This is a genomic window from Corynebacterium sp. MSK150 (assembly GCF_030229215.1).
GTDB lineage: Bacteria > Actinomycetota > Actinomycetes > Mycobacteriales > Mycobacteriaceae > Corynebacterium.
Genome location: NZ_JASPHM010000004.1, coordinates 120,539 through 143,568 on the forward strand (window position 1 = coordinate 120,539; position 23,030 = coordinate 143,568).

At 59.2% G+C, this 23,030-nt stretch carries 35 protein-coding genes and 1 pseudogene; 9 read left to right on the forward strand and 27 right to left on the reverse strand.

The window, feature by feature from the left end:
* Window positions 1-69: 69 nt before the first annotated feature.
* The 7 genes from QP941_RS03985 to rpsH all read right to left on the reverse strand — a co-directional run bounded on the left by QP941_RS03985 (window position 70) and on the right by rpsH (window position 3,445).
* Window positions 70-558, reverse strand: a complete 489-nt coding sequence (locus tag QP941_RS03985; protein WP_269954276.1) for a hypothetical protein — start codon at window positions 556-558, stop codon at window positions 70-72.
* Between the two features lie 243 nt (window positions 559-801).
* Entirely contained in the window at window positions 802-1,248 is a 447-nt protein-coding gene (gene rplO, locus QP941_RS03990; RefSeq protein WP_284868086.1) for a 50S ribosomal protein L15, read from the reverse strand.
* 3 nt (window positions 1,249-1,251) lie between these two features.
* Window positions 1,252-1,437, reverse strand: a complete 186-nt coding sequence (gene rpmD / locus QP941_RS03995) for a 50S ribosomal protein L30 (protein ID WP_239278110.1) — start codon at window positions 1,435-1,437, stop codon at window positions 1,252-1,254.
* A 3-nt stretch (window positions 1,438-1,440) separates the two neighbouring features.
* The gene (gene rpsE / locus QP941_RS04000) at window positions 1,441-2,064 is read right to left on the reverse strand and encodes a 30S ribosomal protein S5 (protein WP_005322780.1); all 624 of its coding nucleotides are present in this window, start codon (window positions 2,062-2,064) and stop codon (window positions 1,441-1,443) included.
* Between the two features lie 40 nt (window positions 2,065-2,104).
* Complete coding sequence (gene rplR, locus QP941_RS04005; protein ID WP_005322788.1) at window positions 2,105-2,506, reverse strand: 50S ribosomal protein L18; 402 nt, start codon at window positions 2,504-2,506, stop codon at window positions 2,105-2,107.
* A 3-nt stretch (window positions 2,507-2,509) separates the two neighbouring features.
* Entirely contained in the window at window positions 2,510-3,046 is a 537-nt protein-coding gene (rplF, locus tag QP941_RS04010) for a 50S ribosomal protein L6 (protein WP_005322792.1), read from the reverse strand.
* Window positions 3,047-3,061: 15 nt separating this feature from the next.
* Complete coding sequence (gene rpsH, locus QP941_RS04015) at window positions 3,062-3,445, reverse strand: 30S ribosomal protein S8 (protein WP_005322799.1); 384 nt, start codon at window positions 3,443-3,445, stop codon at window positions 3,062-3,064.
* A 355-nt stretch (window positions 3,446-3,800) separates the two neighbouring features.
* Here rpsH and QP941_RS04020 point away from each other — a divergent pair, with 355 nt between their 5' ends.
* On the forward strand, window positions 3,801-4,049 hold the full coding sequence (locus QP941_RS04020; RefSeq protein ID WP_284868087.1) for a DUF6457 domain-containing protein: 249 nt from the start codon (window positions 3,801-3,803) through the stop codon (window positions 4,047-4,049).
* Window positions 4,049-4,867, forward strand: a complete 819-nt coding sequence (fdhD, locus tag QP941_RS04025; protein WP_284868088.1) for a formate dehydrogenase accessory sulfurtransferase FdhD — start codon at window positions 4,049-4,051, stop codon at window positions 4,865-4,867. Before QP941_RS04020 ends, fdhD begins: the two co-directional genes overlap by 1 nt.
* On the opposite strand, the gene QP941_RS04030 is transcribed toward fdhD, so the two are convergent.
* On the reverse strand, window positions 4,864-5,649 hold the full coding sequence (locus QP941_RS04030) for a formate/nitrite transporter family protein (protein ID WP_284868089.1): 786 nt from the start codon (window positions 5,647-5,649) through the stop codon (window positions 4,864-4,866). The genes fdhD and QP941_RS04030 overlap by 4 nt on opposite strands.
* Window positions 5,650-5,789: 140 nt before the next feature.
* On the opposite strand from QP941_RS04030, the gene QP941_RS04035 reads away from it, so the two are divergent.
* Window positions 5,790-6,671 (forward strand): sortase family protein, encoded by an 882-nt coding sequence (locus QP941_RS04035; RefSeq protein ID WP_284868091.1) that lies wholly within the window; start codon window positions 5,790-5,792, stop codon window positions 6,669-6,671.
* Window positions 6,672-6,766: 95 nt separating this feature from the next.
* Here QP941_RS04035 and rplE read toward each other — a convergent pair whose 3' ends face one another.
* Genes rplE through rplN form a run of 3 tightly spaced genes read right to left on the reverse strand, consistent with a single transcriptional unit; the run spans window position 6,767 to window position 8,008 of the window.
* Window positions 6,767-7,318: a 50S ribosomal protein L5 gene (gene rplE, locus QP941_RS04040; RefSeq protein ID WP_284868093.1), complete on the reverse strand. Its 552-nt coding sequence runs from the start codon at window positions 7,316-7,318 to the stop codon at window positions 6,767-6,769.
* Window positions 7,319-7,320: 2 nt separating this feature from the next.
* Window positions 7,321-7,635, reverse strand: a complete 315-nt coding sequence (rplX, locus tag QP941_RS04045; RefSeq protein WP_023027809.1) for a 50S ribosomal protein L24 — start codon at window positions 7,633-7,635, stop codon at window positions 7,321-7,323.
* A gap of 4 nt (window positions 7,636-7,639) precedes the next feature.
* Window positions 7,640-8,008 carry a 50S ribosomal protein L14 gene (rplN, locus tag QP941_RS04050; protein ID WP_049378875.1) on the reverse strand — a complete coding sequence of 123 codons (369 nt, stop codon included), beginning with the start codon at window positions 8,006-8,008 and terminating at the stop codon, window positions 7,640-7,642.
* Window positions 8,009-8,566: 558 nt separating this feature from the next.
* Here rplN and QP941_RS04055 point away from each other — a divergent pair.
* Window positions 8,567-9,472: a hypothetical protein gene (locus QP941_RS04055; protein ID WP_284868094.1), complete on the forward strand. Its 906-nt coding sequence runs from the start codon at window positions 8,567-8,569 to the stop codon at window positions 9,470-9,472.
* A 265-nt stretch (window positions 9,473-9,737) separates the two neighbouring features.
* Here QP941_RS04055 and QP941_RS04060 read toward each other — a convergent pair.
* A pseudogene (locus tag QP941_RS04060) lies at window positions 9,738-9,986 on the reverse strand (PTS glucose transporter subunit IIA); the annotation flags it as partial.
* A 23-nt stretch (window positions 9,987-10,009) separates the two neighbouring features.
* Here QP941_RS04060 and QP941_RS04065 point away from each other — a divergent pair.
* Window positions 10,010-10,894, forward strand: coding sequence for a carbohydrate kinase family protein (locus QP941_RS04065; protein ID WP_284766015.1), 885 nt, complete (start codon window positions 10,010-10,012; stop codon window positions 10,892-10,894).
* Window positions 10,891-11,283, forward strand: a complete 393-nt coding sequence (locus QP941_RS04070; protein WP_239278119.1) for a multidrug transporter — start codon at window positions 10,891-10,893, stop codon at window positions 11,281-11,283. Before QP941_RS04065 ends, QP941_RS04070 begins: the two co-directional genes overlap by 4 nt.
* 36 nt (window positions 11,284-11,319) lie before the next feature.
* On the opposite strand, the gene QP941_RS04075 is transcribed toward QP941_RS04070, so the two are convergent.
* The 4 genes from QP941_RS04075 to QP941_RS04090 form a co-directional block, all read right to left on the reverse strand.
* A complete protein-coding gene (locus QP941_RS04075; RefSeq protein ID WP_284868110.1) occupies window positions 11,320-12,162 on the reverse strand; it encodes an ABC transporter ATP-binding protein in 843 nt (280 codons plus the stop codon).
* 84 nt (window positions 12,163-12,246) lie between these two features.
* Window positions 12,247-13,281, reverse strand: coding sequence for a FecCD family ABC transporter permease (locus tag QP941_RS04080; RefSeq protein WP_284868095.1), 1,035 nt, complete (start codon window positions 13,279-13,281; stop codon window positions 12,247-12,249).
* A gap of 3 nt (window positions 13,282-13,284) precedes the next feature.
* Window positions 13,285-14,370, reverse strand: a complete 1,086-nt coding sequence (locus QP941_RS04085) for a FecCD family ABC transporter permease (RefSeq protein WP_284868096.1) — start codon at window positions 14,368-14,370, stop codon at window positions 13,285-13,287.
* On the reverse strand, window positions 14,371-15,318 hold the full coding sequence (locus QP941_RS04090; RefSeq protein WP_284868097.1) for an ABC transporter substrate-binding protein: 948 nt from the start codon (window positions 15,316-15,318) through the stop codon (window positions 14,371-14,373).
* Window positions 15,319-15,447: 129 nt separating this feature from the next.
* Between QP941_RS04090 and QP941_RS04095 the strand changes: the two genes are divergently transcribed.
* Window positions 15,448-16,242 carry a siderophore-interacting protein gene (locus QP941_RS04095; RefSeq protein WP_284868098.1) on the forward strand — a complete coding sequence of 265 codons (795 nt, stop codon included), beginning with the start codon at window positions 15,448-15,450 and terminating at the stop codon, window positions 16,240-16,242.
* Between the two features lie 72 nt (window positions 16,243-16,314).
* Here QP941_RS04095 and rpsQ read toward each other — a convergent pair whose 3' ends face one another.
* Genes rpsQ through rpsJ form a run of 11 tightly spaced genes read right to left on the reverse strand, consistent with a single transcriptional unit; the run spans window position 16,315 to window position 21,476 of the window.
* Window positions 16,315-16,623, reverse strand: coding sequence for a 30S ribosomal protein S17 (gene rpsQ, locus QP941_RS04100; RefSeq protein WP_049378865.1), 309 nt, complete (start codon window positions 16,621-16,623; stop codon window positions 16,315-16,317).
* A gap of 2 nt (window positions 16,624-16,625) precedes the next feature.
* Window positions 16,626-16,856 carry a 50S ribosomal protein L29 gene (rpmC, locus tag QP941_RS04105; RefSeq protein ID WP_005322842.1) on the reverse strand — a complete coding sequence of 77 codons (231 nt, stop codon included), beginning with the start codon at window positions 16,854-16,856 and terminating at the stop codon, window positions 16,626-16,628.
* A complete protein-coding gene (gene rplP, locus QP941_RS04110; RefSeq protein WP_023020553.1) occupies window positions 16,856-17,272 on the reverse strand; it encodes a 50S ribosomal protein L16 in 417 nt (138 codons plus the stop codon). Before rplP ends, rpmC begins: the two co-directional genes overlap by 1 nt.
* Window positions 17,273-17,275: 3 nt before the next feature.
* Window positions 17,276-18,019 (reverse strand): 30S ribosomal protein S3, encoded by a 744-nt coding sequence (rpsC, locus tag QP941_RS04115; RefSeq protein ID WP_023027807.1) that lies wholly within the window; start codon window positions 18,017-18,019, stop codon window positions 17,276-17,278.
* Complete coding sequence (gene rplV, locus QP941_RS04120) at window positions 18,019-18,381, reverse strand: 50S ribosomal protein L22 (protein WP_005276938.1); 363 nt, start codon at window positions 18,379-18,381, stop codon at window positions 18,019-18,021. The genes rpsC and rplV overlap by 1 nt, the downstream gene beginning before the upstream one ends.
* 3 nt (window positions 18,382-18,384) lie before the next feature.
* Window positions 18,385-18,663 (reverse strand): 30S ribosomal protein S19, encoded by a 279-nt coding sequence (gene rpsS, locus QP941_RS04125; protein ID WP_005276936.1) that lies wholly within the window; start codon window positions 18,661-18,663, stop codon window positions 18,385-18,387.
* 13 nt (window positions 18,664-18,676) lie between these two features.
* Complete coding sequence (gene rplB / locus QP941_RS04130) at window positions 18,677-19,513, reverse strand: 50S ribosomal protein L2 (protein WP_204610252.1); 837 nt, start codon at window positions 19,511-19,513, stop codon at window positions 18,677-18,679.
* A 25-nt stretch (window positions 19,514-19,538) separates the two neighbouring features.
* On the reverse strand, window positions 19,539-19,841 hold the full coding sequence (rplW, locus tag QP941_RS04135; protein WP_284820963.1) for a 50S ribosomal protein L23: 303 nt from the start codon (window positions 19,839-19,841) through the stop codon (window positions 19,539-19,541).
* Entirely contained in the window at window positions 19,841-20,494 is a 654-nt protein-coding gene (gene rplD / locus QP941_RS04140) for a 50S ribosomal protein L4 (protein WP_284868099.1), read from the reverse strand. Before rplD ends, rplW begins: the two co-directional genes overlap by 1 nt.
* Window positions 20,491-21,147, reverse strand: a complete 657-nt coding sequence (gene rplC / locus QP941_RS04145) for a 50S ribosomal protein L3 (RefSeq protein ID WP_238800390.1) — start codon at window positions 21,145-21,147, stop codon at window positions 20,491-20,493. The genes rplD and rplC overlap by 4 nt, the downstream gene beginning before the upstream one ends.
* A 23-nt stretch (window positions 21,148-21,170) precedes the next feature.
* On the reverse strand, window positions 21,171-21,476 hold the full coding sequence (rpsJ, locus tag QP941_RS04150; protein ID WP_003848085.1) for a 30S ribosomal protein S10: 306 nt from the start codon (window positions 21,474-21,476) through the stop codon (window positions 21,171-21,173).
* Between the two features lie 719 nt (window positions 21,477-22,195).
* Between rpsJ and QP941_RS04155 the strand changes: the two genes are divergently transcribed.
* Window positions 22,196-22,675, forward strand: a complete 480-nt coding sequence (locus QP941_RS04155; RefSeq protein ID WP_284868100.1) for an Asp23/Gls24 family envelope stress response protein — start codon at window positions 22,196-22,198, stop codon at window positions 22,673-22,675.
* Between the two features lie 5 nt (window positions 22,676-22,680).
* On the forward strand, window positions 22,681-23,028 hold the full coding sequence (locus tag QP941_RS04160; protein ID WP_049378862.1) for a hypothetical protein: 348 nt from the start codon (window positions 22,681-22,683) through the stop codon (window positions 23,026-23,028).
* The last annotated feature ends 2 nt before the right edge of the window (window positions 23,029-23,030 follow it).

The window sequence follows — 23,030 nt, forward strand, 5'->3', positions numbered from 1 at the left end:
AAGGGTGGAACGCCCTCCCCGAGCGTTCCACCCTCCTTTTTCGTCCCAAAGTCTCGGGACATTCACGCTTTAGTAGGCAGCGGTGATGTTGTCGTAGCCGTTGATCTTCAGGGCGTCCATGACGCGCTGCACAGCTGCCTCATCCTTCTCCGGGTTGTAGGTCTCCGGGAAGGTCAGGTGAGCAGAGTGATCGTCCTTAAACTCGATGTTCATGAACTCGTGGCCGGCCTCCTGGGTAGCAAGCGCCAGCTCGCGCTGCACGGCCAGCTTACCGCTCTGCAGGTTGCCACCGTTGAACCCTGGATCGACCTCTTCGGTACCCTCTGCGTCACCGTTGATGACATCTTCCTTATCGCCGGTGATGCGGCCCTTCTCAGCGTGGGCGCCCGGCTGCTGGTCCTGCGCAGGCTGCTCACCAGCCTCGACCGGTGCGGTCTGGGCGGTCTCAGCAGGATCCGGCTGGGAGAGCTGTTCCTGGGCATCGACCGGGCCGGTAGAGCCGGCAAATGGCATGATGGCAGCGACTGCGGTTGCGAGCAGGGAAGAAATAGACGACATAAGAGTCTCCTTAACGTTAGATGATTTTCAACTAAGGATGACTGTAACACTCGTGAATATATATCGCTATACCACCAACCTTATTTATTTATAAAGGTTTGCTGTCAACAATGTTCACTGCCGAGTGATGGCATTCGCCCCGCCCAACTATTCGCACCAACCCCGGTGCGTCCGTCATGAAGCACTAAAAAATCCCCCTGCCCCGCGTGTGCGGAGAGGGGGATGAAATCTACCTAGAGGAGATTACTTGGTGTTGACGGAACCGCCAGCAGCCTCGATCTTCTCAACAGCAGACTTGGAGAACTTGTCAGCGGTGACGTTCAACTTAACGTTGATGTCGCCGTTGCCCAGAACCTTGACCGGCTTGTTAGCGCGGACCAAGCCAGCAGCTGCGATGTCAGCAACGGTGATGTCGCCGCCATCTGCGAACTTCTCAGCCAGGTCAGCTACGTTAACTACCTGGTACTCAACATGGTTCGGGTTCTTGAAGCCCTTCAGCTTAGGCAGACGCATGTGGATCGGCATCTGGCCACCCTCGAAAGCAGCGGAAACCTGCTTACGAGCACCGGTGCCCTTGGTACCGCGACCAGCGGTCTTACCCTTGGATGCCTCACCGCGGCCGACGCGGGTCTTAGGCTTGTTTGCTCCTGCGGTTGGGCGCAGGTCGTGCAGCTTGATGATATCAGCCATGGTTTACTCCCCTGCCACTTCTTCGACGGTGACCAGGTGGCGAACCTTGTGAACCATACCGCGAACAATCGGGGTGTCCTGCTTAACTACAGAGTGACCGATGCGCTTGAGGCCGAGAGCCTCAATGTTCTTGCGGTGGTTCGGCTTGGTGCCCACCAGGCCCTTTACCTGTGTAATCTTCAGAGCCATTGCTTATGCCTCCTGACCTGCGCGCTTGCGCAGCATACGGGCCGGGGTGACCTCTTCGATGGACTTGCCACGACGTGCGGCAACCTCTTCAGGGCGGACCAGCTGCTTGAGGCCGTCCACGGTAGCGCGGACGACGTTGAGTGCATTGTCGGAGCCCAGGGACTTCGACAGGATGTCCTGCACGCCAGCGCATTCGAGCACTGGACGAGCAGCACCACCAGCGATAACACCGGTACCAGGTGCGGCAGGCTTCATCATGACGATGCCAGCTGCGTCGCGACCCTCAACCGGGTGGGTGATGGTGCCGGCAATCATCGGAACGCGGAAGAAGTTCTTGCGAGCCTCTTCAGCGCCCTTCTGGATTGCGGCCGGGACTTCCTTGGCCTTGCCGTAGCCAACGCCAACCTGACCCTGGCCGTCACCAACGACGACGAGGGCGGTGAAGGACATGTTGCGGCCACCCTTAACGGTCTTGGAGACGCGGTTGATGGTCACAACGCGCTCGATGTACTTATCGCGCTCGTTGTCCTGCTGGTTACGACGATCGTTGCGGCGGCCGTTGCCACCGCGGTTGTTCTTGTTGTTCTCGGCGGAGCGTCCGCCGTCACGCTGTTCACGGTCCGACATTAGGCGTTCCTTCCGTTGATGTTTCCGTTGACGATGATCATTAGAACTTCAGACCACCTTCACGTGCGGCGTCAGCCAGCGCAGCGACGCGGCCGTGGTACTTGTAGCCTGCGCGGTCGAATACGACGTGCTCGATGCCAGCGGCCTTAGCGCGCTCGGCAACCAGCTCGCCTACCTTGGCAGCCTTGGCCTTCTTATCGCCCTCGAGTGCACGAACGTCCGCCTCCATGGAGGATGCGGAGACCAGGGTGTGGCCTGCCAGGTCATCGATGACCTGTACGTGCATGTGACGGGAGGAGCGGTGAAGAACCAGGCGTGGTGCCTCAGGGGTGCCACGCAGGGTCTTACGGATACGGAAGTGACGGCGTGCGCGTGCTTCGCGACGACGAGAGGAAATGTCCTTGCCGACTGGAGTGCGCTTGGTGTTTTCAGTGTTTGCCATTGCTTACTTACCCGTCTTTCCGACCTTGCGACGGATCTGCTCGCCCTCGTAGCGAATACCCTTGCCCTTGTAAGGATCGTCCTTACGCAGACGACGGATATTTGCGGCGATCTGTCCGACTAGTTGCTTGTCAATACCGGTAATGGACAGCTTGGTTGCGCCGTCCACTGCGAAGGTAATTCCCTCCGGAGCCTCGATGAGGATCGGGTGGGAGTAGCCCAGGCTGAATTCCAGGTCCTTACCCTTCTGCTGGACACGGTAGCCGACACCGAAGATTTCCATCTTGATGGTGTAGCCCTCGGTCACGCCAACAACGGCGTTGTTCAGCAGGGAGCGGGACAGACCGTGCAGAGCACGGTGCTTGCGGTGGTCATCAGGGCGGGAGACGGACAGTACGCCGTCTTCCAGGTTGATGGCGATAGGCTCTGGAACGTTAACGCTCTGGGTGCCCTTTGGGCCCTTAACCTCAACGTCTTGGCCGTTGATCTTGATTTCGACGCCGTTCGGTACGGCGATTGGTGCTAGACCGACTCGAGACATGTGTCAAACCTCCCTTTACCAGACGTAGGCGAGAACTTCTCCGCCTACGCCCTTCTCCTCAGCCTGACGGTCAGTCAGCACGCCGTGGGACGTGGAAATGATAGCCACGCCCAGGCCGCCCAAGACCTGTGGCAGTTCGGTGGACTTTGCGTACACACGCAGACCCGGCTTAGACACGCGACGCAGGCCAGACAGGGAGCGCTCGCGGTTGTTGTACTTCAGCTCGAGGGACAGGGTGTGGCCCTCGACGGTGTAGTCAGCGATGTAGCCTTCCTGCTTCAAGATGTCGGCAATGTTTGCCTTCAGCTTGGAGGTAGGCATCGACACGGTGTCATGGTGCGCATTACTTGCGTTGCGCACGCGCGACAGCATGTCGGCAATAGGATCAGTCATAGTCATATGAGTGACCGTGTACCTTTCTCGTTGCGGTTCCCGTGCTCACCAAAGCGTTCTCCGTGTGATTTCGGGCTACTCACGCTCCCTACGGTCAATACCGTAAGGCGCTCGCCACCCTTTGATTCAGACAACGGTCCGCTATCTACGGCGAGGGGCCTACAACAAAGTTGATGTTCAGTTCTTGCATCGGCTCAGCGCTTTCTGCAGCTCAGCGTGCCAAAATCCACAATGATTGGGGCACGCCAACGCCTCGGCGCAAGCACGAGGTACTATGCTACGCCATAACCTGCGGTTTTCCAAATAGTCTTGTGCCTTCATTAGAGTCGAGACCAGCACGAACGTGAAAAAGGAGATGGTGATGAGCCAAACACACGAGGACCCCATCCAATCCGCACACGAGTGGCTCGAAGAAGCCGCCCGTCACCTCGGCCTCGATCCTCAGGAGGCAACCGCACTCACCCGCGAAATCCTGGACCTCACCAAGGACGTCGCGCACAAGCGCTCCCGCCCCGCAGCCCCACTTACTGCCTTCCTCGTGGGTCTAGCCTCCAGCGACGTAGAGGAAGCCCGCGGCAATATCAACGCTCTGAAACAGGTACTGCAGTAATGGCCGGCCGCAAGAACTCTACTTTTGCCGTCACCAAGGTCCGCCTGGGAGATGGCCTGCAGGTCGATACCCGCGCCGATACCGTCGCCGGCGAGGAGCCCCTGGAAATCCGCGCGGGTGGCCAGACCATCACCACCACCATGCGCACTCCTGGCCATGACATCGAGTTGGCGCACGGCTTCTTGCATTCGGAGGGCCATATTGCTTCGCTTAGCGACGTCACCGAGGCCCGCTACTGCGCCGGTGCCACCGTCAACGGCATGAATACCTACAACCTGCTCGACATCGATCTGGCGAAGAAGAACGTACTGGATCTGAGCGATCTCCGGCTGACCACCACAAATTCTGCCTGCGGCGTATGCGGCACATCTTCTATCGAGGCCTTGACCAAACAGACCCGCTACCGGATTCCCCATATACCAGTGGACCCCTATGTCGTCGCCAAGCTGCCGGACAAGCTGCGGGCCGAGCAGAAGCAATTTAAAAAGACCGGCGGCATCCACGCCGCCGGTGCTTTCACCTTGGACGGTGAACCGGTAGTCATTCGCGAGGATATCGGCCGCCACAATGCCGCGGATAAGGTCATCGGCCACTTACTACTAGAGAACCGACTTCCTGCGGACGACCTCATTCTGGTCATGAGTTCGCGCGCCAGCTTCGAGCTCGTCCAAAAGGCCGCGATGGCCGGATTCGGCATGCTCGTTGCCGTGAGCGCCGCCTCCTCCCTAGCGGTAGAAACGGCCCGCGAAACCGGCATGGCGCTCGTCGGCTTCGCACGCGGCGACCGCTTTAACCTTTATTCCGGCGAACTCGCTTAGTCGCGGTAGGCCTCCGGTCCACGGTTGAGCCACGCGTAAACGCCACCAACCAAAAGACCGCCGCCAATAAAGTTGCCGATCCACACCAGGATCCAGTTGAGAGCTACGTTGCCGGCGGTCAGAGTTGCAGGCACCGGATCGGAGGCGAATAGCGTGATGCTAAACAGACAGAAGTTCGCGATAACGTGCTCTAGGCCTAACGCCACGAAAGCGCCAATGATCGGGATGATAACAAAGAACTTCGAAGCCGCATCCTTGGCAAAGATAGCACCGACGATACCCATGTTGACCACGAAGTTCGCGGCGATGGCCTCTACCAGCATGCCTTGCGGGGACTTGATGAGCTTGCCTTCAGAAACCGTCACCAGCAGGTGCGAGGGATCCAGGTCAGCAAATTTGGCGGACATCGCCATAATGGCGGCAAAGATGATCGCACCTACCAGGTTGAAAATGGTGGTAATAAGCAGCAAGTAGAGCGCTTTACCCCACCGCACCTGCTTATTGCTGGCGGCATAGACCATGTACATCATGTTGCCGGTAGCCAGATCCGCACCCAAGAGCAAAATGGCAAAAAGGCCGACGCCGAAAAACAGGGCAAAAGCCACAGCCCCCAAACCCGGCGCAACACCATTGACAGCTTGGCCTACCACGCCGGCGAAGGCGGTACCGATACACAGGTACACGCCGGCCAAAGTAGCGCGAGCTGCAAAGCGAGCGAAGGATTCATCTAATAAGGTGACCTTCTTGACGGCCGCTGCCTTAGCGGCATCATTGAGAGACATCTTCTACCTCATTAATTAGAGCGAATTAAATCCCTCTAATCTTATCGTGACCACCTGATTCCGCGTCAATTCCGGGTATGCATACCCCTGCGTTGTAAGCTAGAGCTTTCCTATAACCCTAACTTCTCTTCGGAGGTCGCATGGATTCCCACTACCGTCCGCGGAGGGAACCGAATCGGCTTCCCGCTCATGGGCGCCGGAGCGTTCCATCGCGATCCGACCGCACAGATGCCGATCGCCAGTGGCGCCAGACAGAAACGCGCACCCGCCAGCAACAGCGCCGCCGCCCGCCGCGCCGCATTGAGGAAACATCGCTTCCCCGGCACCGCCGCAAACCCACATTGTGGGAGCGAATCAAAAAGGTATGGAAGTCCTCCGGCATCCTTCGCGTGGTCATCGGCATCGTCGCTACCGTGTTACTCGCCAGCACGATTAACCGCGTGGTCAACCCTCCAGAGGGACTAGAGACCAATGAAGTCACCGCAGAAGAGGCGCCTGCCATCGACCCTTCACCTGCGGTCGAGCTCTTCATCCCGGCTATTGAGGTCCATGCCGATTTCCAGGACGGCTCCTGCCGCGTAGTTAACGGCGCCATCAATCCGGATTCCATGAATAAGGCCTGCACCTATACAGCCGAAGACCGTCCTTATTCACTGCCGGGCACGACAGCCCAGGACATCGTGGTCATCGCTGGCCATACGGGGGCGGGCGTGCCGGGCGTATTTAATAACCTCTACGATGGCTCCGCCAATGAGCACAAGGTTCATCTGGGAGACAAGCTCTACGTGCGCACCCAAGACTCCGGGCAGAACTGGCTCATCTATACCGCAACTGACCTGCACGACCCTGATAAGCAAGGCCTGTCTGACGACACCTCTATCTGGGGCGATGGCCCCATGCCCGGCCGCCTACTCACCATCAGTTGTATCCAACCTGCGAATCCGCTGGAGCCAGCGGTGCGCAACGCGGTCGTCGGCTGGCAATATGAGGGCACCACGCACACAGAGGCCGAAGACGCCTAAGCCGGCTATCACCATCGCCTCCGCCCCGCCAGCAGCGCCAAAACCAAAAAATCCCAACGCCCCTTCCGGGGAGTTGGGATTTCTTAGCGCTCTATTTACTTGAACGGGAAGCCGAGCTCGCGCAGGAGCTTGCGACCCTCGTCGTCGTTAGTAGCGGTGGTAACGACGGTGATGTCCATACCACGAGGGCGATCGATCTTGTCGATGTCGATCTCGTAGAACATGGACTGCTCGGACAGGCCGAAGGTGTAGTTGCCGTGGCCGTCGAACTGCTGATCAGACAAACCGCGGAAGTCACGAATACGTGGCAGCGCGATGGTCAGCAGGCGGTCCAGGAACTCCCACATGCGGTCGCCACGCAGGGTAACGCGTGCACCGATAGGCATGCCCTCACGGAGCTTGAAGTTCGCGATGGACTTCTTAGCGCGACGCAGCTGCGGCTTCTGACCGGTAATAGCGGTCAAGTCCTGGAGTGCGCCGTTGATGACCTTGGAGTCACGTGCGGCTTCGCCAACACCCATGTTGACAACAACCTTGGTGACGCCAGGGATCTGCATGACGTTGTCGTACTTGAACTCGTCATTCAGGGACTTGCGGATTTCCTCGCGGTAGCGAGTCTTCAGACGCGGGGTATAGTTCTCGCTCATTTTTAGATGTCCTTCCCGTTGCTACGCGCGATACGGACCTTCTTGCCGTTCTCGTCGAAACGGTAGCCCACGCGGGTCGGGTTGCCTTCGGAGTCAACGATCGCAACGTTGGACACGTGGATCGGAGCTTCCTGGGTAACGATTCCGCCGGACTCGGCGCCACGCTCGGCAGCAGAGTTTGCGACGTGCTTCTTGATGCGGTTAACGCCCTCAACGAGGACCTTGTCACGCTTTGGGTATGCCTCGATGACCTTGCCCTTCGCGCCCTTATCTGGGCCCGAAATGACGATCACCATATCTCCCTTATGGATCTTCATAAGACTAGATCACCTCCGGTGCGAGAGAAACGATCTTCATGAAACGCTTGTCACGAAGTTCGCGAGCAACCGGTCCAAAGATACGGGTACCACGGGGCTCGCTATCGCCCTTGAGAACAACTGCAGCGTTCTCGTCAAAGCGAATGTAGGAGCCGTCCGGACGACGGGTTTCCTTCTTCGCACGGACGATAACTGCCTTTACAATGTCGCCTTCCTTGACGTTGCCACCTGGGACAGCGTCCTTGACAGTCGCGACGATGACGTCGCCGATGCCAGCGGAGCGTCGGACAGAGCCGCCGAGAACGCGGATGCACAGCAGTTCACGTGCACCAGAGTTGTCGGCGACGCGCAGACGCGATTCTTGCTGAATCACTATGGGTCTCCTGACCTGGATTGATGTGCGGTAAGATTTCCGTCCTTGCCGCACGCGGTCTACAAACTTACGATGCTCAAGCCTTGACAACGGACTATGCCGAAGGGTCTCGGACCGGCGGTTCGGAAACGCACCGCTACGGGCCGACCAGCTTTTGCAACCTATACATTCAACCACACGCCGGCGCCCATACCAAAACACCGCTTAGCACTTGCCGACGGCCCTCTCTCTTCCCAAATTATTTTCGCCAACACCCCCGCTTACCCCTTGGCCTTTGATTTCGAATGCAGCGACACGCATATATGACGAAGTTGACCGTACTATCTGCACCTACATACAGCATCATACCGGCCCTTAGCGCAATTTCAGCCACACAGCTGTTCTATTTTTCTAGGTTTTCCACGGTCGTAACGCATGAAAATTACAGTTAACTGTGGTTTTTCGCGTGACAACTGTGAACCTTGTGACTATTGTGATTGGCGTCGAGAACGACTCGTATCTTTTGGCGCGTACCTCCACCGGATGCGCGTAACAACACATTCCCTAAAGGAGAAACACATGAAGCGTTTGCCACAGACTCTGACCGCTGCAGCACTGACCGGCGCGCTCGCCTTCGGCGGCGCAGCTGTTGCCCAGGCAGAACCTGTCGTACCTGCACCGATGAGCGTAACCATTGACGGCAAGGAATACGTTCGCCAAAATGACGGTTCCTACGTCTACACTCCAACCGATGAAGAAAAAAAGAGTGGCGCTAAGGAAGAAACCATCACCGAAGAAGAAGCTCTCGCCACCCGTGAGTCTGCTAACAATGATGAAGCGGAGACCGGTGATCTGAACTCGGATGTTGACCAGCTCCCAGAGGGGGATGAAGATGTCGACACCTCTGACCTCGGCGACAACGAAGGCATCCCCGCTCCGGCTACCAAGAAGGATGCTGAGGGCAATGAGTGGTACCAGAGCCTGAAGGATCCGGCCGTCTACGTAAACGACCCGGCTCAGGTGAACGAAGAGATCACCGATGAGATGCGCGACGCTTACGCCAAGGCATTCCCGTCTGAGGATCAGAAGCCTGGCTTCGACAAGAAGAAGCTGGCTTGGTTGGCACTTCCGGCAGCGCTGGTTATCGGCGGCGTCACCTGGTACCTATCCCAGGACGGCAAGACCTACGTCAAGGACGAGGCACGCAAGGGCCAGGAGCCAACCGCTGAGGAGAAGGCTGCTTCCGAGCAGATGCTGAACGCTAACAAGGATGAGGTTGTTGCTCAGGGCGGCAAGCTTGCTGAGGGCGACGCCGCACAGGCTGGCGCACCTGCTGCACCGGCTACTGACGAGGGCACCGACTCCGTTCGCGGCATGGCTGCTGAGACCGGCTCCAACTCCGTTGCACAGGCTCTGGCTGCTCTGGCCGTAGCTGCAATGGTTGCTGCTGGCGCCTTCGCTGCACGCCGTAAGTTCTTCGCTTAAGAAAGAACTCCCCTACTGAGTAGGGTCTGAAACTGAGACTGGCTGTGCCGGTCGGACTTCGGTCCAGCCGGCGCAGCTTTTTGTATGCCTGACTATAACTGCGGTTACGCATAGTCAAGAGCCCATCCGAGTTAAGGCCGATCTGATCAGGCTTAATTGAGGTAGAAAAGGCCGATCTGAGGAGTAGTTTTCCTCAGATCGGCCTGATCACTATGGACCTAATGAAATGAACCGAGAGCCCACCGTTGGCTTTAAAGGATGTGTATTAAGACGCGGATTCGGAAGCCGGCGAGGCTGTCTGTGCCGGTACTACGGCGGGCTTGGGATCCACGGTGAAAATATCGGTGCCGGAGCCAATGAGCTCGCCGGGGCGGAAGACCTCGGTAGGAATAACGGGGCCGGTCTTCTTCGAATTGGAGACAACCACCGGGGTAGTTACCGGAAGTTCGGCGGCCTCGATGGCGTCGATATCGAATTCGGCGAGAACATCGCCCCGCTTGACCTCATCGCCCTTCATATCACCGATACTATGGAAACATGACTATTCATGTGTGCGGCGAAGGCTTGGTGGACCTCGTTCCCGTGGCCCCAGGCAGCTTGAACGACCACACCCCGGCGCTGGGCGGCGGGCCATTTAACGTGGCCATCGCGGCGGCGCGACTGGGCGCCGATGTGGAATTCCAATCCCGCATTTCCACCGATGGTTTTGGGCAGGAGCTCGTCGCCCGCCTCGAGGCCGAGGGTGTCACCACCACTCACCTGCAGCGCGGCGATGAGCCCACCACTTTGGCCGTGACCACCATCCATGAGGACGGCTCGGCCTCCTATAACTTCTATATCGAGGGCACGACCGATCGCCTGGTTGAGCCACAGCTGGTGCCGGCCGATATCGCCTGCTTCGGCACGGTCTCCCTCGCCCTTGAACCTGGTGCCTCCCGCTATGCGCAACTGCTGAAGGATTTTGCCGCCCAAGGCACGTTGGTCGCCTTGGATCCGAATATCCGGCCGTTCTACGCCACGGCGGAACACCGCGAATTCTTGGCGGAGATTCTCCCCTACGTGACTTTGTTGAAGCTTTCTGATGAAGAGGTCGAGTTCTTGGGCGACGACCTCATTTCGCAGGTCCCCATCGTAGTAGTCACCCACGGCGGCGAGGGCCTGAGCGTGCGCGCGGGCGATACCACCCTTTCGGTGCCGGCCGCGCAAGTAACCGTCTCCGATACCATCGGTGCCGGCGACACCATCATGGCCGCCCTGCTGACCCAGATTGATGAACGCGGGCTCGACGCCGCCGCCCTTGTTGCCCTGGATCCGGCGCAGTGGAAAGACATCTTGTCCTTCGCCGTGGCTGCCGCCGGCATCACCGTCTCCCGCAAGGGCGCCAATCCCCCGCGCCGCGAGGAAGTAGAGGCTTCGCTATGACCTACACCAAGCGCACTCTGTGGCTGCACGCCGCGCTCTTTGTCCTGGCGTTTCTCGCGTTCATTTTGCCGGTGGTCTTTGGCACCTCCGCTCTGCTGCCGGTCTGGCTCACTGGCGGCTTGAGCTTGGGCATTGCTGCCTGCGCGCTTGTCGACGCCGCCTATAAATTCTTCGCCCCTACCTCCCCTCGTAGCCTCCGCCTGCTCTCTGGTCTTGCCGGCCTCGTTCTGCTCATCGGCTGGGGCATCTGGGTCTATATCTACGGCAATATGGCCGCCGTAGGCACAGGCTCCTATCGAATCGGCACCTTTTTGCTCGGCGCGGGAAGCGTGCTCAATCTTTTTGTAGTGGCAATTTCCTTTCTAGATGTACAACGAAAGGTCAAGTAAAGCCTCTGGCACACAGCCACCATTGTCAGGTCTTCACTAATGCGCCGCTACGACGCGGCGGGGAACGATAATGGGGGCATCGCCAAGCGGATCCTCCCAGGCCTCAGCCTCGATGCCATAGGCCTGCGCCAATACCTTCGGCGACAGCGCTTGTTTCGGTGCCCCACGAGCGATGATATCGCCGGATTTCATCACCACCATGGAATCAGAATAGTGGCCCGCCAGCATGAGATCGTGTAGGACTACAACCACTGTCTTTCCCGCCTGCGCCTGTGCGCGGGCCAACTCCAGCATGCGCATGGCATGGGCAGGGTCGAGAAAGGTCGTGGGTTCGTCGAGAAGCAGCACGGGCGTATCTTGTGCCAGTGCCAACGCCAGCCAGACGCGCTGGCGCTGCCCGCCCGATAGCGAAGCGATATCACGATCGAGGAAGTCCACAATGTCGGTAGCCTCGCAGGCCTGCGCAATGATCTCCCGGTCCGTCGCGGAAAGGCCGCGCATCCTCCCCTGATAGGGATGACGCCCGCGCGCGACCAACTCCCCCACCCGCAGCCCATCGGGGGCCACGGGGTGCTGTGGCAGCAGCGCCACCTGCTGCGCGGCATCCTTCGCGGACATGGCGTGTAGGTCAACTTCCCCGACCATGACGCTGCCCTGCCGCGGGGCCAGGATTTTCGAGAGAGTTTTCAGCAGCGTGGACTTGCCGCAGCCATTCGGCCCAATGAGCGTGGTAACTTCGCCGGCGCGGGCGTGCAGATCAACGCCGGCAAGGATATCCTCGCCATCCTTATATCCCGCATGAATGCCGGTGGCGTGGAGGCTGCACCGAGGCTCCGGGCTCGTGGTCTGTTTAGGCTGATTAGGCCGATTATCCTTCATTTCTTTTCCTTCATCCACGTCTGACTGTCTAGCACCATCTGGCACCGTGCTTATCCGTTCCCCTGCTGTGCCGCGGCACAACGTTTAGCTGCGCCCGGCCGCATTCCACACCAATATCACCAAGGCGCAGCCACCAATGACCGAGGAAACCGCACCCACCGGTGCATTTACCGGGATAGCGCCAGCGATCACAGCACACACGGTCAGTAATGCGGCACCCGCGGCTGCCGATGCCAGCGGCGATGGCGTGGGGGTGCGCGCCACCATCCGCGCCAGGTGCGGCGCCAACAGCGCGATAAACCCAATGGGCCCCACCACCGAGACCACCACGGCGCTGATACCGGTTGCCGCAATAAGCAGGAGGGCGCGCTGGCGGGCGATGTTCACGCCCAGGGTGGTTGCGGAGGAATCATCATGGGCAAGCAGCGGCAGCTCCCGCGCGCACCAGATGCCGATGGCGAGAAACGGCGCTAATGCCACCAGGAGGGGGAGGATGACCTCCATGTGCACAAATCCAGTCGATCCTGCGAGCCAAGTCTGCGCCTCCGCAGCGCGCAGGATCTGGGCGCTGCGCATTAAATACGCGACGAGGGCGTTAAACATCAGCGATAACGCAATACCGATGATGACGATGCGGTTGCTCGTACCGATGCCACCCAGAACAGCGAGGAGGATGACAACGAGGAGGGCGCCGATCATCGCCAAGCATGCCCGCCACCAAAACTCCGGGATACCCTCGGCGAAACTGGGGCGCGAATGCACGGTGCCCAAGACCACCAGCACCGACGCCCCGCCGGTAACGCCTAAAATATCCGGGGAGGCCAGCGGGTTACGAGCCATGGTTTGCGTCCAAGAACCGGCCAAGCCGAGGGCGGCACCCACGATAACGGTGGCGATGGCAACCGGCAGGCGCAAGTCCCACACCACCCTGATGTGGTTCTTGCTGCCGCCTCCGGTGAGGACATCGATAACCTGCCGCGGACTCAATGCCATGGGACCTTGCCCCAGTAACACTAGGTACGCACTAAGGGCGATGAGGATGAATGCCAGCGTGGAAGCGAACACGCGCACGTGCCGGCGGCGTTGTTGAGCTTTTAAGATAGTGCTGATTGCGGTCATGCTTTATTGCCCCCATGCTCTTCCTACGCCGCGGTGAGCACCCCAAATGAGGAAAGGTGCGCCCACTATCGCGAGGACGATCGACATCTCCAGCTCCGAGTTACCCGCAATGAGGCGGCCGGTGATATCAGCGGCAAGCACGGCACAACCGCCCAAGAGCGCGGAGGGCAAAAGCAAGGTGGCAACGCTAGGGCCCACCACCCGCCGCACGATGTGGGGAATGGCAAAACCGACGAAGGCAATGGGGCCCGTTGCTGCCGTTGCGCTGCCGGCCAACACCACGACGCTGAGCGCCGCGCCTACCCGCGCGGTGGTGGGGGACCCACCCAAGGCGAGGGAGGACTCCTCCCCCATGGCCAAAAGGTCGAGGGGTCTAGCGACCATCGCCGCACACGCTACGCCAATAACTAGCCCTATGCCCGCGATCGCGACATCTTCTGGGCCGCGGCCAAAGGTCGAGCCGATAGTCCACCGCCGCATGCTATCGAGGACGTCCGTGGAATATAGACCGATGACCATCGCGCCCGATCCCAAAGCTGCGGAGACGCCGGCGCCCACCAGAATGAGCGTCAGGGGATCCTCAAACCGCCGCGATACGGCTAAGACCAGCAGCGTAGTAATACCCGCGCCAACGAGCGCGAGGGCGGTCCGCATACTGGTGGAGGTAGCAATGCCAATGGCCGTGCCTAAGGCAACGAAGAAGGACGCGCCCGCGGTAACACCAATAAATCCTGGATCCGCTAGCGGGTTTCTGGTCCACGATTGCGCCAGCACACCTGCCACAGCAAGGGCCGCGCCGGCGAAATAAGCCAAGAAGGTGCGCGGCATGCGCAGGTTCCACACGATATCGCGGATATCCTGCTCCCCTGCCCCGTGCAGGGCAGCGATAACCCCCTCGGGCGGAATCGAGCGGGAGCCCACCGCCAAAGACACCACCGCCAACACCAGGCTGGCGAGGATGAAGACGACAAGGAGCATCTTATGGCTCTGTGCCCGCGTCACTACCGGTGCGGGGGTGCCGGTGGTCGTAGGACTATCTGCTGCGGAATCCGACTGGATTTGTTGGCCGTCCATCGTGGTTGTTGACAATTACAGTTTCTCTTCAAATTTATCTACTGCCCAGGGGATGGTCACCGGGTTGGGCATACTCATGGCATTGCCGGTATCGGTATCCAAGTAGCGCACGCGACCATCCTTGACAATGTCGAGGCCTTGGAAGTTCTTATCCTTTTTCAAGACATCGGAGGAGCCGTTGTAGTCCAGGACAAAGAGGTAATCAACCTGGTTAAGCTTCGCGTAGTTTTCTGGGGCAATGTCGACGAAGAAGCTGCCTCCATCGCCCTGCAATGCATCGGGGATCTCCATGCCAAGGTTCTCGATAAATTGTCCACGCCCATCCTCCTCGGTGTATAGACCAATTTTGCCGTCATAAGGCATGACGATGGCCGCAGACTTATCCTGCAATTCCGCGTGCTCGTGGCGGAATTCCTCGAATGCCTTTTCAGTGTCATCGATAAGCTTATCGCCTTCGTCTTTTTTGCCCACCGCATCCGCGATGGTCTCTACCTGCTTTTCCCAGGGTACCTGCCAGTCTTCATAGCCGTTCGGCTTGACGGTGGTAGGCGCGATTTCTTCCAGGGATCCCTTCGTGCGTGCATCCACCGCCTGGTTCACCGCAATGATCTGGGTGGGGTCAGCCGCGGTGACCTGCTCAAAGGTATCCGCCGTAAATCCGGTTGCGGTATTATAAATCACCTCAGGCTTTGCCTCGCCCAAAAGTTCCTCTGCCCAGGGGCCGACGCCAGAAGGATCACCATCCCCCTCAGCACCCCACGGCGCCACCGTTACGGGAGTGATCCCCAGGGCAAGCAGCGTGTCGGCATCGCCTAGACCCAGGCTAGCCACGCGCTGCTCGCTGACAGCGTCGGTCGCCTGAGCTGTTTCATCGCCCTCACCACGCGAGCAACCGCCTAAAGCTAAGGCTCCGGCGGAAAACATTGCTACTGCGCCCATGGTGCGACGGCCGAAAATCTTCATGAGGTTAAGCCTTTCAATAAAGGAGGAAAATAGCCTTGCTTACCTTATAACGCATAGGCACGATTAGGCAAGGCTAAACTAAAATAGTAATTTATTAGACACATGAACCCTTCTCTACAATCGGCCCCAATGTCTGCGCACGAACTCATCCCCGTTACTTTGACCGCCAATAAACGCATCAGTCCGCGCTTGCACCGGCTCACGTTCTACGCCGAGGCTTTCCGGACATACACCCTCTCCGGTCCCGATGAATTCTTTGGCCTCGTCATGCCCCGAGATGAACAGGAATTTACACCCTTCCCCGTCGACGGCATAAACCTCCGCTCGGCTGTGAGCGCGATCGACGCGGAGAGGCGGCCGGACCTGCGCTGGTACACCATCCGCGCGCTCCACTCGGAGGAGGCCACAGTCGATGTCGACGTGGTGACACACGGTGATTCAGGACCTGGCTCGCGGTGGATTCGCCGCGCACAAGCCGGGGATACAGCGGGATTCTTCACCTGCAACGACCTGTGGCGGCCAACCGAAAAGCCACAACTTCTAGTCGCCGACGCATCCGCCCTGCCCGCGCTGCGGCACATTTTGGCCTACCAAGAAGACCATAACCCGGAAATGCTTCGGGCCACCGACGTTATGGCCGTGGTTACCAGCAACGACGAGGTAGAACCAGGCCTCGCAGCTAGATGGGAGGCGGGCGTACGCAGCCTGCGGATTATTCATACCCAACCGCACGAGGAGGCGGAGGCTGTCATTGCCGCCCTGAGAGCGGACTATGCTGGTGCGCCGAGGCCAGGGTACGTATGGGCTTCCGGCGAGGGGAGGCTAGCAAAAAGCGTGCGAGGCCTCGCGGTGAATGAATGGGGCCTAGACACCACCGACGTCACGTGGGTTCCCTACTGGTTTTATGGCAGGGCCCGGCCGTAAAGAAGTCCTAAAACGGCGAAGGCCCCCACCCCGAACCCTAAGGTTCGGAGCAGGGGCTGCGCTGGCTAGTTTTTACTTAGCCTTCTCGATGATCTCAACGAGACGGAAGTGCTTGTCCTTGGACAGCGGGCGGGTCTCAGCGATGCGTACGAGATCGCCAATGCCTGCGGTTTCTTCCTCATCATGCACCTTAACCTTCTTGTTAGAGCGCATGATCTTGCCGTACAGGGCGTGCTGCTTGCGGTCTTCCAGCTCGACAACGATGGTCTTGGTCATCTTGTCGGATACTACGTAGCCGGTGCGAACCTTAGGAGCGCCCTTGACCTTCTCCTTCTTCGGAGTAGGTGCCTTCTTGGAATCAGTCACGTTAGCCTCACTCATGATTAAGCCTCAGCTCCCGGAGCAACGGACAGGCCCAGCTCGCGCTCGCGCAGAACGGTGTAGATGCGGGCAATGTCGCGCTTAACCGTGCCGATGCGGCGGTTGTTGGTTAGCTGGCCGGTGGCCTTCTGGAAGCGAAGGTTGAACAGCTCTTCCTTCGCATCCTTCAGGCGGGACTGCAGCTCAGCGTTGTCGAGCTCACGGAACTCGTGGGCGGGGGTACCGGTTGCCATTAGAACTGGTCCTCCTTCTTGATGATACGGACCTTGCAAGGAAGCTTCTGGCCAGCGCGGCGCAGAGCCTCAATTGCAACGGCATCGTTCGGATAGCTCATCTCGAAAAGCACGCGGCCCGGCTTAACGTTAGCCACCCACTTCTCGACCGGGCCCTTACCGGAACCCATACGAACGCCGAGCGGCTTCTGGGTCAACGGACGGTCCGGGAAGATGTTGATCCACACCTTGCCACCACGCTTGACGTGGCGGTTGATGGCAATACGTGCGGCCTCAATCTGACGGTTGGTGATGTACGCCGGCTCGAGAGCCTGGATTGCGTAATCGCCGAAGTTGATGCGGTTACCGCCCTTGGACACGCCGCGACGGTTCGGGCGGTGCTGACGGCGGTACTTAACACGCTTAGGAATCAGCATGGATTAGCCCTCCTGCTTCTGCTGTGCACGCTGGCGGCGCTGGCCACCGCGGCGGGAGCGACCATTGCGGTCACGGCCACGGCCCTGTGCCGGAGCGTTCAGTTCGGACTCGCGTACGCCACCGACGACGTCACCCTTGTAGATCCACACCTTGATGCCGATGCGGCCGAAGGTGGTGTGGGCCTCTGCGGTGCCGTAGTCGATTTCGGCGCGAAGAGTGTGCAGCGGAACGCGACCCTCGTGGTAGCGCTCAACGCGGGACATTTCTGCACCGCCCAGGCGGCCGGACAGCAGGATCTTGATGCCCTTAACCTGTGGCTGGCGCATAGCGGACTGGATAGCCTTGCGCATTGCACGACGGAATGCGACGCGGTTAACCAGCTGCTCCGCGATGGAGTGAGCAACCAGGGTTGCGTTTGCGTCTACCTGCTTGACCTCGAGGATGTTGAGGGCAACCATCTTGCCGGTCAGCTTTTCCAGCTCGCGGCGGATGCGGTCAGCCTCAGCACCGCGGCGGCCAATCACAATGCCCGGACGGGCGGTGTGAATGTCCACGCGGACGCGGTCGCGGGTGCGCTCGATAACGACGTCGGCAATGCCGGCGCGCTCGAGGCCCTTGTTGAGGTAGTTACGAATCTTGATGTCTTCGGCTACGTAGTTCGCGTAGTCCTTATCGGCGAACCAGTGGGTCTTCCAGTCGGAAGTGATGCCCAAACGTAGGCCGTGAGGATGGATCTTCTGGCCCATTACTTGGCCCCTTCCTGCTGGCTTTCGACAACCACGGTGATGTGGCTGGTGCGCTTACGAATCATGAATGCACGACCCTGTGCACGCGGCTGGAAACGACGCATGGTCGGACCCTCGTTGGCATAAGCCTCGGAGATGACCAGGGTGCGTGGGTCGAGGCCGAAGTTGTTCTCAGCGTTAGCGGCTGCAGAAGCAACGACCTTAGCAACTGGCTTGGAAGCACCCTGCGGTGCGTACTTCAGGATAGCCAGGGCTTCGCTTACGGACTTGCCGCGGACCAGATCGAGCACGCGACGTGCCTTCATCGGGGTGACGCGGACGTAGCGGGCCGTGGCGGATGCGGAGGTGATGGTCTCACTCATCGCTTATCGACGTCCCTTCTTGTCATCCTTGACGTGACCCTTAAAGGTCTTGGTTGGTGCAAACTCGCCCAGCTTGTGGCCGACCATGGAGTCCTCGATGAAGACCGGCACGTGCTTGCGACCGTCATGGACGGCGAAGGTGTGACCGATGAAATCGGGGAGAATGGTCGAGCGGCGAGACCAGGTCTTGATGACCTGCTTGGTGCCTGCATCGTTCTGAGCATCCACCTTGTTGAGGAGGTGCTCATCGACGAACGGGCCCTTCTTAAGGCTGCGTGGCATTGTTTACCTCCTCTTAGCGCTTCTTGTTCGGGCGACGACGGCGCACGATCATGTTGTTGGAGTAACGGTTCGGGTTGCGGGTGCGACCCTCCTTGTGGCCCCATGGGGACACAGGGTGGCGACCACCCGAGGTCTTACCCTCACCACCACCGTGTGGGTGGTCAACCGGGTTCATAACGACACCGCGGACGGTCGGGCGTACGCCCTTCCAGCGCATGCGGCCGGCCTTGCCCCAGCGGATGTTCATCTGCTCGGCGTTGCCAACCTCACCAACGGTGGCGCGGCAGCGGATGTCCACACGGCGGATTTCGGAAGACGGCATACGCAGAACTGCGTACTTGCCTTCCTTACCCAGCAGCTGGATGGAAGCACCAGCGGAGCGAGCCAGCTTAGCGCCGGCGCCCGGCTTGAGCTCAACAGCGTGGATGATGGAACCGGTCGGGATGTTACGCAGCGGCAGGTTGTTGCCAACCTTGATATCTGCGTTCGGGCCGGACTCGACGATGGTGCCCTGCTTCAGGCCCTTCGGGGCGATGATGTAGCGCTTCTCGCCATCAACGTAGTGAAGCAGTGCAATGTTTGCGGTGCGGTTCGGGTCGTACTCGATGTGAGCGACCTTTGCCGGGATGCCGTCCTTGTCGTTACGACGGAAGTCGATGAGACGGTAACGGCGCTTGTGGCCACCGCCGATGTGGCGGGTGGTGATGCGGCCGTAGTTGTTACGGCCACCAGTCTTGCTCAGCGGGCGCAGCAGGGACTTCTCCGGAGTAGAACGAGTGATCTCGTCAAACTCAGAAACGGAGGATGCGCGGCGACCCGGAGTTGTCGGCTTGTACTTACGAATAGCCATAATTCTTCCTTACTTCGTCTCCGTCTTAGGCCTGTGCGCCAAAGACGTCGATGGAGTCGCTGCCTTCACGGAGCGTCACGTATGCACGCTTGGTGGACTTACGCTGGCCGTAACCGGTGCGGGTGCGCTTACGCTTACCTGCACGGTTCACGGTGTTCACGGAGTCGACCTTTACGCCAAAGATCTGCTCTACGGCATCTTTAATCTGGGACTTATTGGAGTCCGTGGAGACGTAGAACGTGTAGACGTTCTGCTCCATCAGACCGTAGGACTTCTCGGATACAACCGGGGCGATGATGATATCGCGTGGGTTAGAAATCTTAGCCATTAGTTCTCCTCCTTATCCGCGCCGGTTGCGCGGTTGATGAAGGTGTGTAGCGCCTCAACGGAGAACACAACGTCATCGGAGTAGAGAACGTCGTAGGTGTTGAGCTGGCCAGCGTCCAGGATCTGAACGTTAGGCAGGTTATTAGCGCTACGACGAGCATTGATGTCCTCGCGGCCGATGACCAGGAGCACGTTCTTGCGCTCGGTCAGGGACTCGAGGAAGGCCTTGGCCGACTTGGTGGACGGCTTCTGGCCCGGTACGAGCTCTTCGATGACGTGGATGCGCTCGTTGCGAGCACGGTCAGACAGTGCACCGAAGAGAGCAGCCTTGATCATCTTCTTAGGGGTGCGCTGTGCGTAGTCGCGTGGCTGTGGGCCATGGACGGTGCCGCCACCGGTGTAGTGCGGTGCGCGGACGGAGCCCTGGCGTGCACGGCCGGTGCCCTTCTGACGGAAAGGCTTGCGACCACCACCGCGGACGTCGCCGCGGGTCTTGGTTGCGTGGGTGCCCTGGCGTGCAGCAGCAAGCTGAGCGTTAACAACCTGGTGCATCAAAGCAATGGATGCCTCGGTGTCAAAGATTTCAGCTGGCAGGTCTACAGAGCCGTTGGTCTTACCCTCGGAAGTGTGGACGTCTAGCTTGAGGTTGCTCATGCGTGTGCACCGCCCTTCACTGCGGTCTTAACGGTGACGAGACCGCCGCGCGCACCAGGGATAGCACCCTTGATGAGCAGCAGGTTGGACTCGGCATCGATTTTCTGAATCTTCAGGTTCTGGGTGGTCACGCGGTCGTGGCCCATACGGCCAGCCATGCGCTTGCCCTTGAAGACGCGGCCCGGGGTAGCAGCGCCGCCGATGCCGCCAACGCGGCGGTGAGCGGCCTGGTTACCGTGAGCTGCGCCCTGGCCTGCGAAGCCGTGGCGCTTCATGGCGCCGGCGTAGCCGTGGCCCTTGGTCTTGCCGGTGACGTCAACGAAGGAGATGCCTTCGAAGATGTCAACCTTGACCTCTTGGCCAACCTCGTATGCAGAGGTGTCGTCCATGCGGATTTCCGCAACGTGACGGCGCGGGGTTACGCCAGCCTTCTTGAAGTGTCCACCAACCGGCTTGTTTGCCTTGCGTGGGTCGATTTCGCCAAAGGCGATCTGGATGGCGCTGTAGCCATCGGTTTCGGGGGTGCGAATCTGGGTGACAACGCATGGCCCTGCCTCGACGACGGTAACCGGCACAACGCGGTTGTCCTCGTCGAAGACCTGGGTCATGCCGAGCTTCTTGCCCAGAATGCCCTTGATCTCGTTTTCACTCATTATTTGTTCTCCACCAAAGTCGCTTACTGGATGTTCACGTCGACGCTTGCCGGAAGATCGATGCGCATAAGAGCGTCAACGGTCTTCGGGGTTGGGTCGAGAATGTCGATCAGGCGCTTGTGAGTGCGCATCTCGAAGTGCTCGCGAGAGTCCTTGTACTTGTGCGGAGAACGAATAACTGCGTATACGTTCTTCTCGGTTGGGAGCGGCACTGGGCCAACTACACGAGCACCGGTACGGGTAACGGTCTCGACGATCTTCTTTGCAGAAGCGTCGATAGCCTCGTGGTCATAGGCCTTCAGCCGAATGCGGATTTTTTGTCCCGCCACGCTTATCCTCTTCCTCGCTTCCCCACTTTCACATTCCCGGCGTTTCCGGGGCGTGAAGCGGTGGGAAATTGCTTCTCGATTTCTCTATAACGTTGTCCGGGCTTGGGGCCTGACACAACGCCAGTGGTCTGACTGTCATGACGACCAAGAGTTGCGGTACATGGCAAGTGCCAGAACGCAGTGCTCTCGACGGGGTACAAGACCCGTAGTCAAAGTATTGTGAAGAGGACGGTTTTCACGCATTACACGTGGAGAGTGTCCAATTCGTCTACTGCCGCTGTTTATTTGCCATGCCCCTTCTCCGGTCCATCTTCTCGGGGTGTCACTGCTCTAACGCGGACCTAGCCCGATTGGATGACCTTCCAGTCAATGCTTCAGGTTTCCCTGAATCATGGCGACAACGAAGGTGTCATGTTCGCTTTACCAGCTCAGCGTCTCCCCGAGACTCATGCTTGGCGACGTCCGCCGCCATCACCGAACTTCGGTTCTCGCTGCCCTGTTAAAGCAACCTTTGTATTTAAGCATGTTGGGCTGCGGTTTTTCAAGCCGCGCTTTAAACCGTGTCAAAAATCACGTTTTGGAAAATTTTGTTGGCTCGCACCCCACACTCGCCTGAGAAGTATCTAAGCTCGAAGGTATTGGCTGTGGACTCTTTGCCCTGCCTAGATAGTTGAATATCGCGTTCATGCATCACCCAATAAAGAAAGGCACACTCGCCCATGTCTGAAAACAAGACTCCTGCCCACAACACCGACAACCAGGTTCCTGCTTCCGAGGAGCGCGAGGTCAATAACAACCTGGAAACCCAGTACGGCACCACCACCATCGATGATGTCGTGGTGTCCAAGATTGCCGGTATCGCTGCCCGCGAGGTTTCCGGCGTGGATTCCCTGGGTGGCGGCGGCGCTCGCATGATCGGCAATATCCGCGAGTCCTTCGGTGCTTCTGAGGACGTCCGCCAGGGTGTGGACGTAGAGGTAGCGGACGGCACCGCTCGCATCGAGATTGCCATCACCGCTGAGTACGGCGTGGCCATCCACGAGCTCGCTGAGGCCATCCGCCGCAACATCATGAATGCGGTAGAGCGCATGACCGGCCTGAGCGTCGAGCGCGTCAACGTTGTTGTTCACGACGTTAAGCTGCCGAAGGATGAGTCCGAGGCTGAGGACCAGGCTGCTTTGAACCAGGGTCAGGCTTAAGCCCAATGCCTGAGCCCCGAGCACGTTTCGAGCTCGAGGTAAGCCACGCCCGCGCTATTGCAGAGGCAGTCCAGAAGGTACGCGGTGTCGCCGCGCTCGACGGCGGTTCGTTCGGATCGGTGAGTTTGTACCTGCCGGGCGAACGCATCGTCGGCATGCGCCGGCCCGACCCGCGCGATGATCGCCACCTGCAGATCAACATTCGCGTTGATATCAGCGCCGCGCCGGACCTTTATGCCTTGGCAGAAGATATTCGGTCCGCCGCCCGTGGGGCTTGTCCCGAACTGCAGCGCATTGACGTTGAGTTTTCTGACGCCGTAGATGGCTTATCCGCTGCTCCATCGAAGGAATAGAT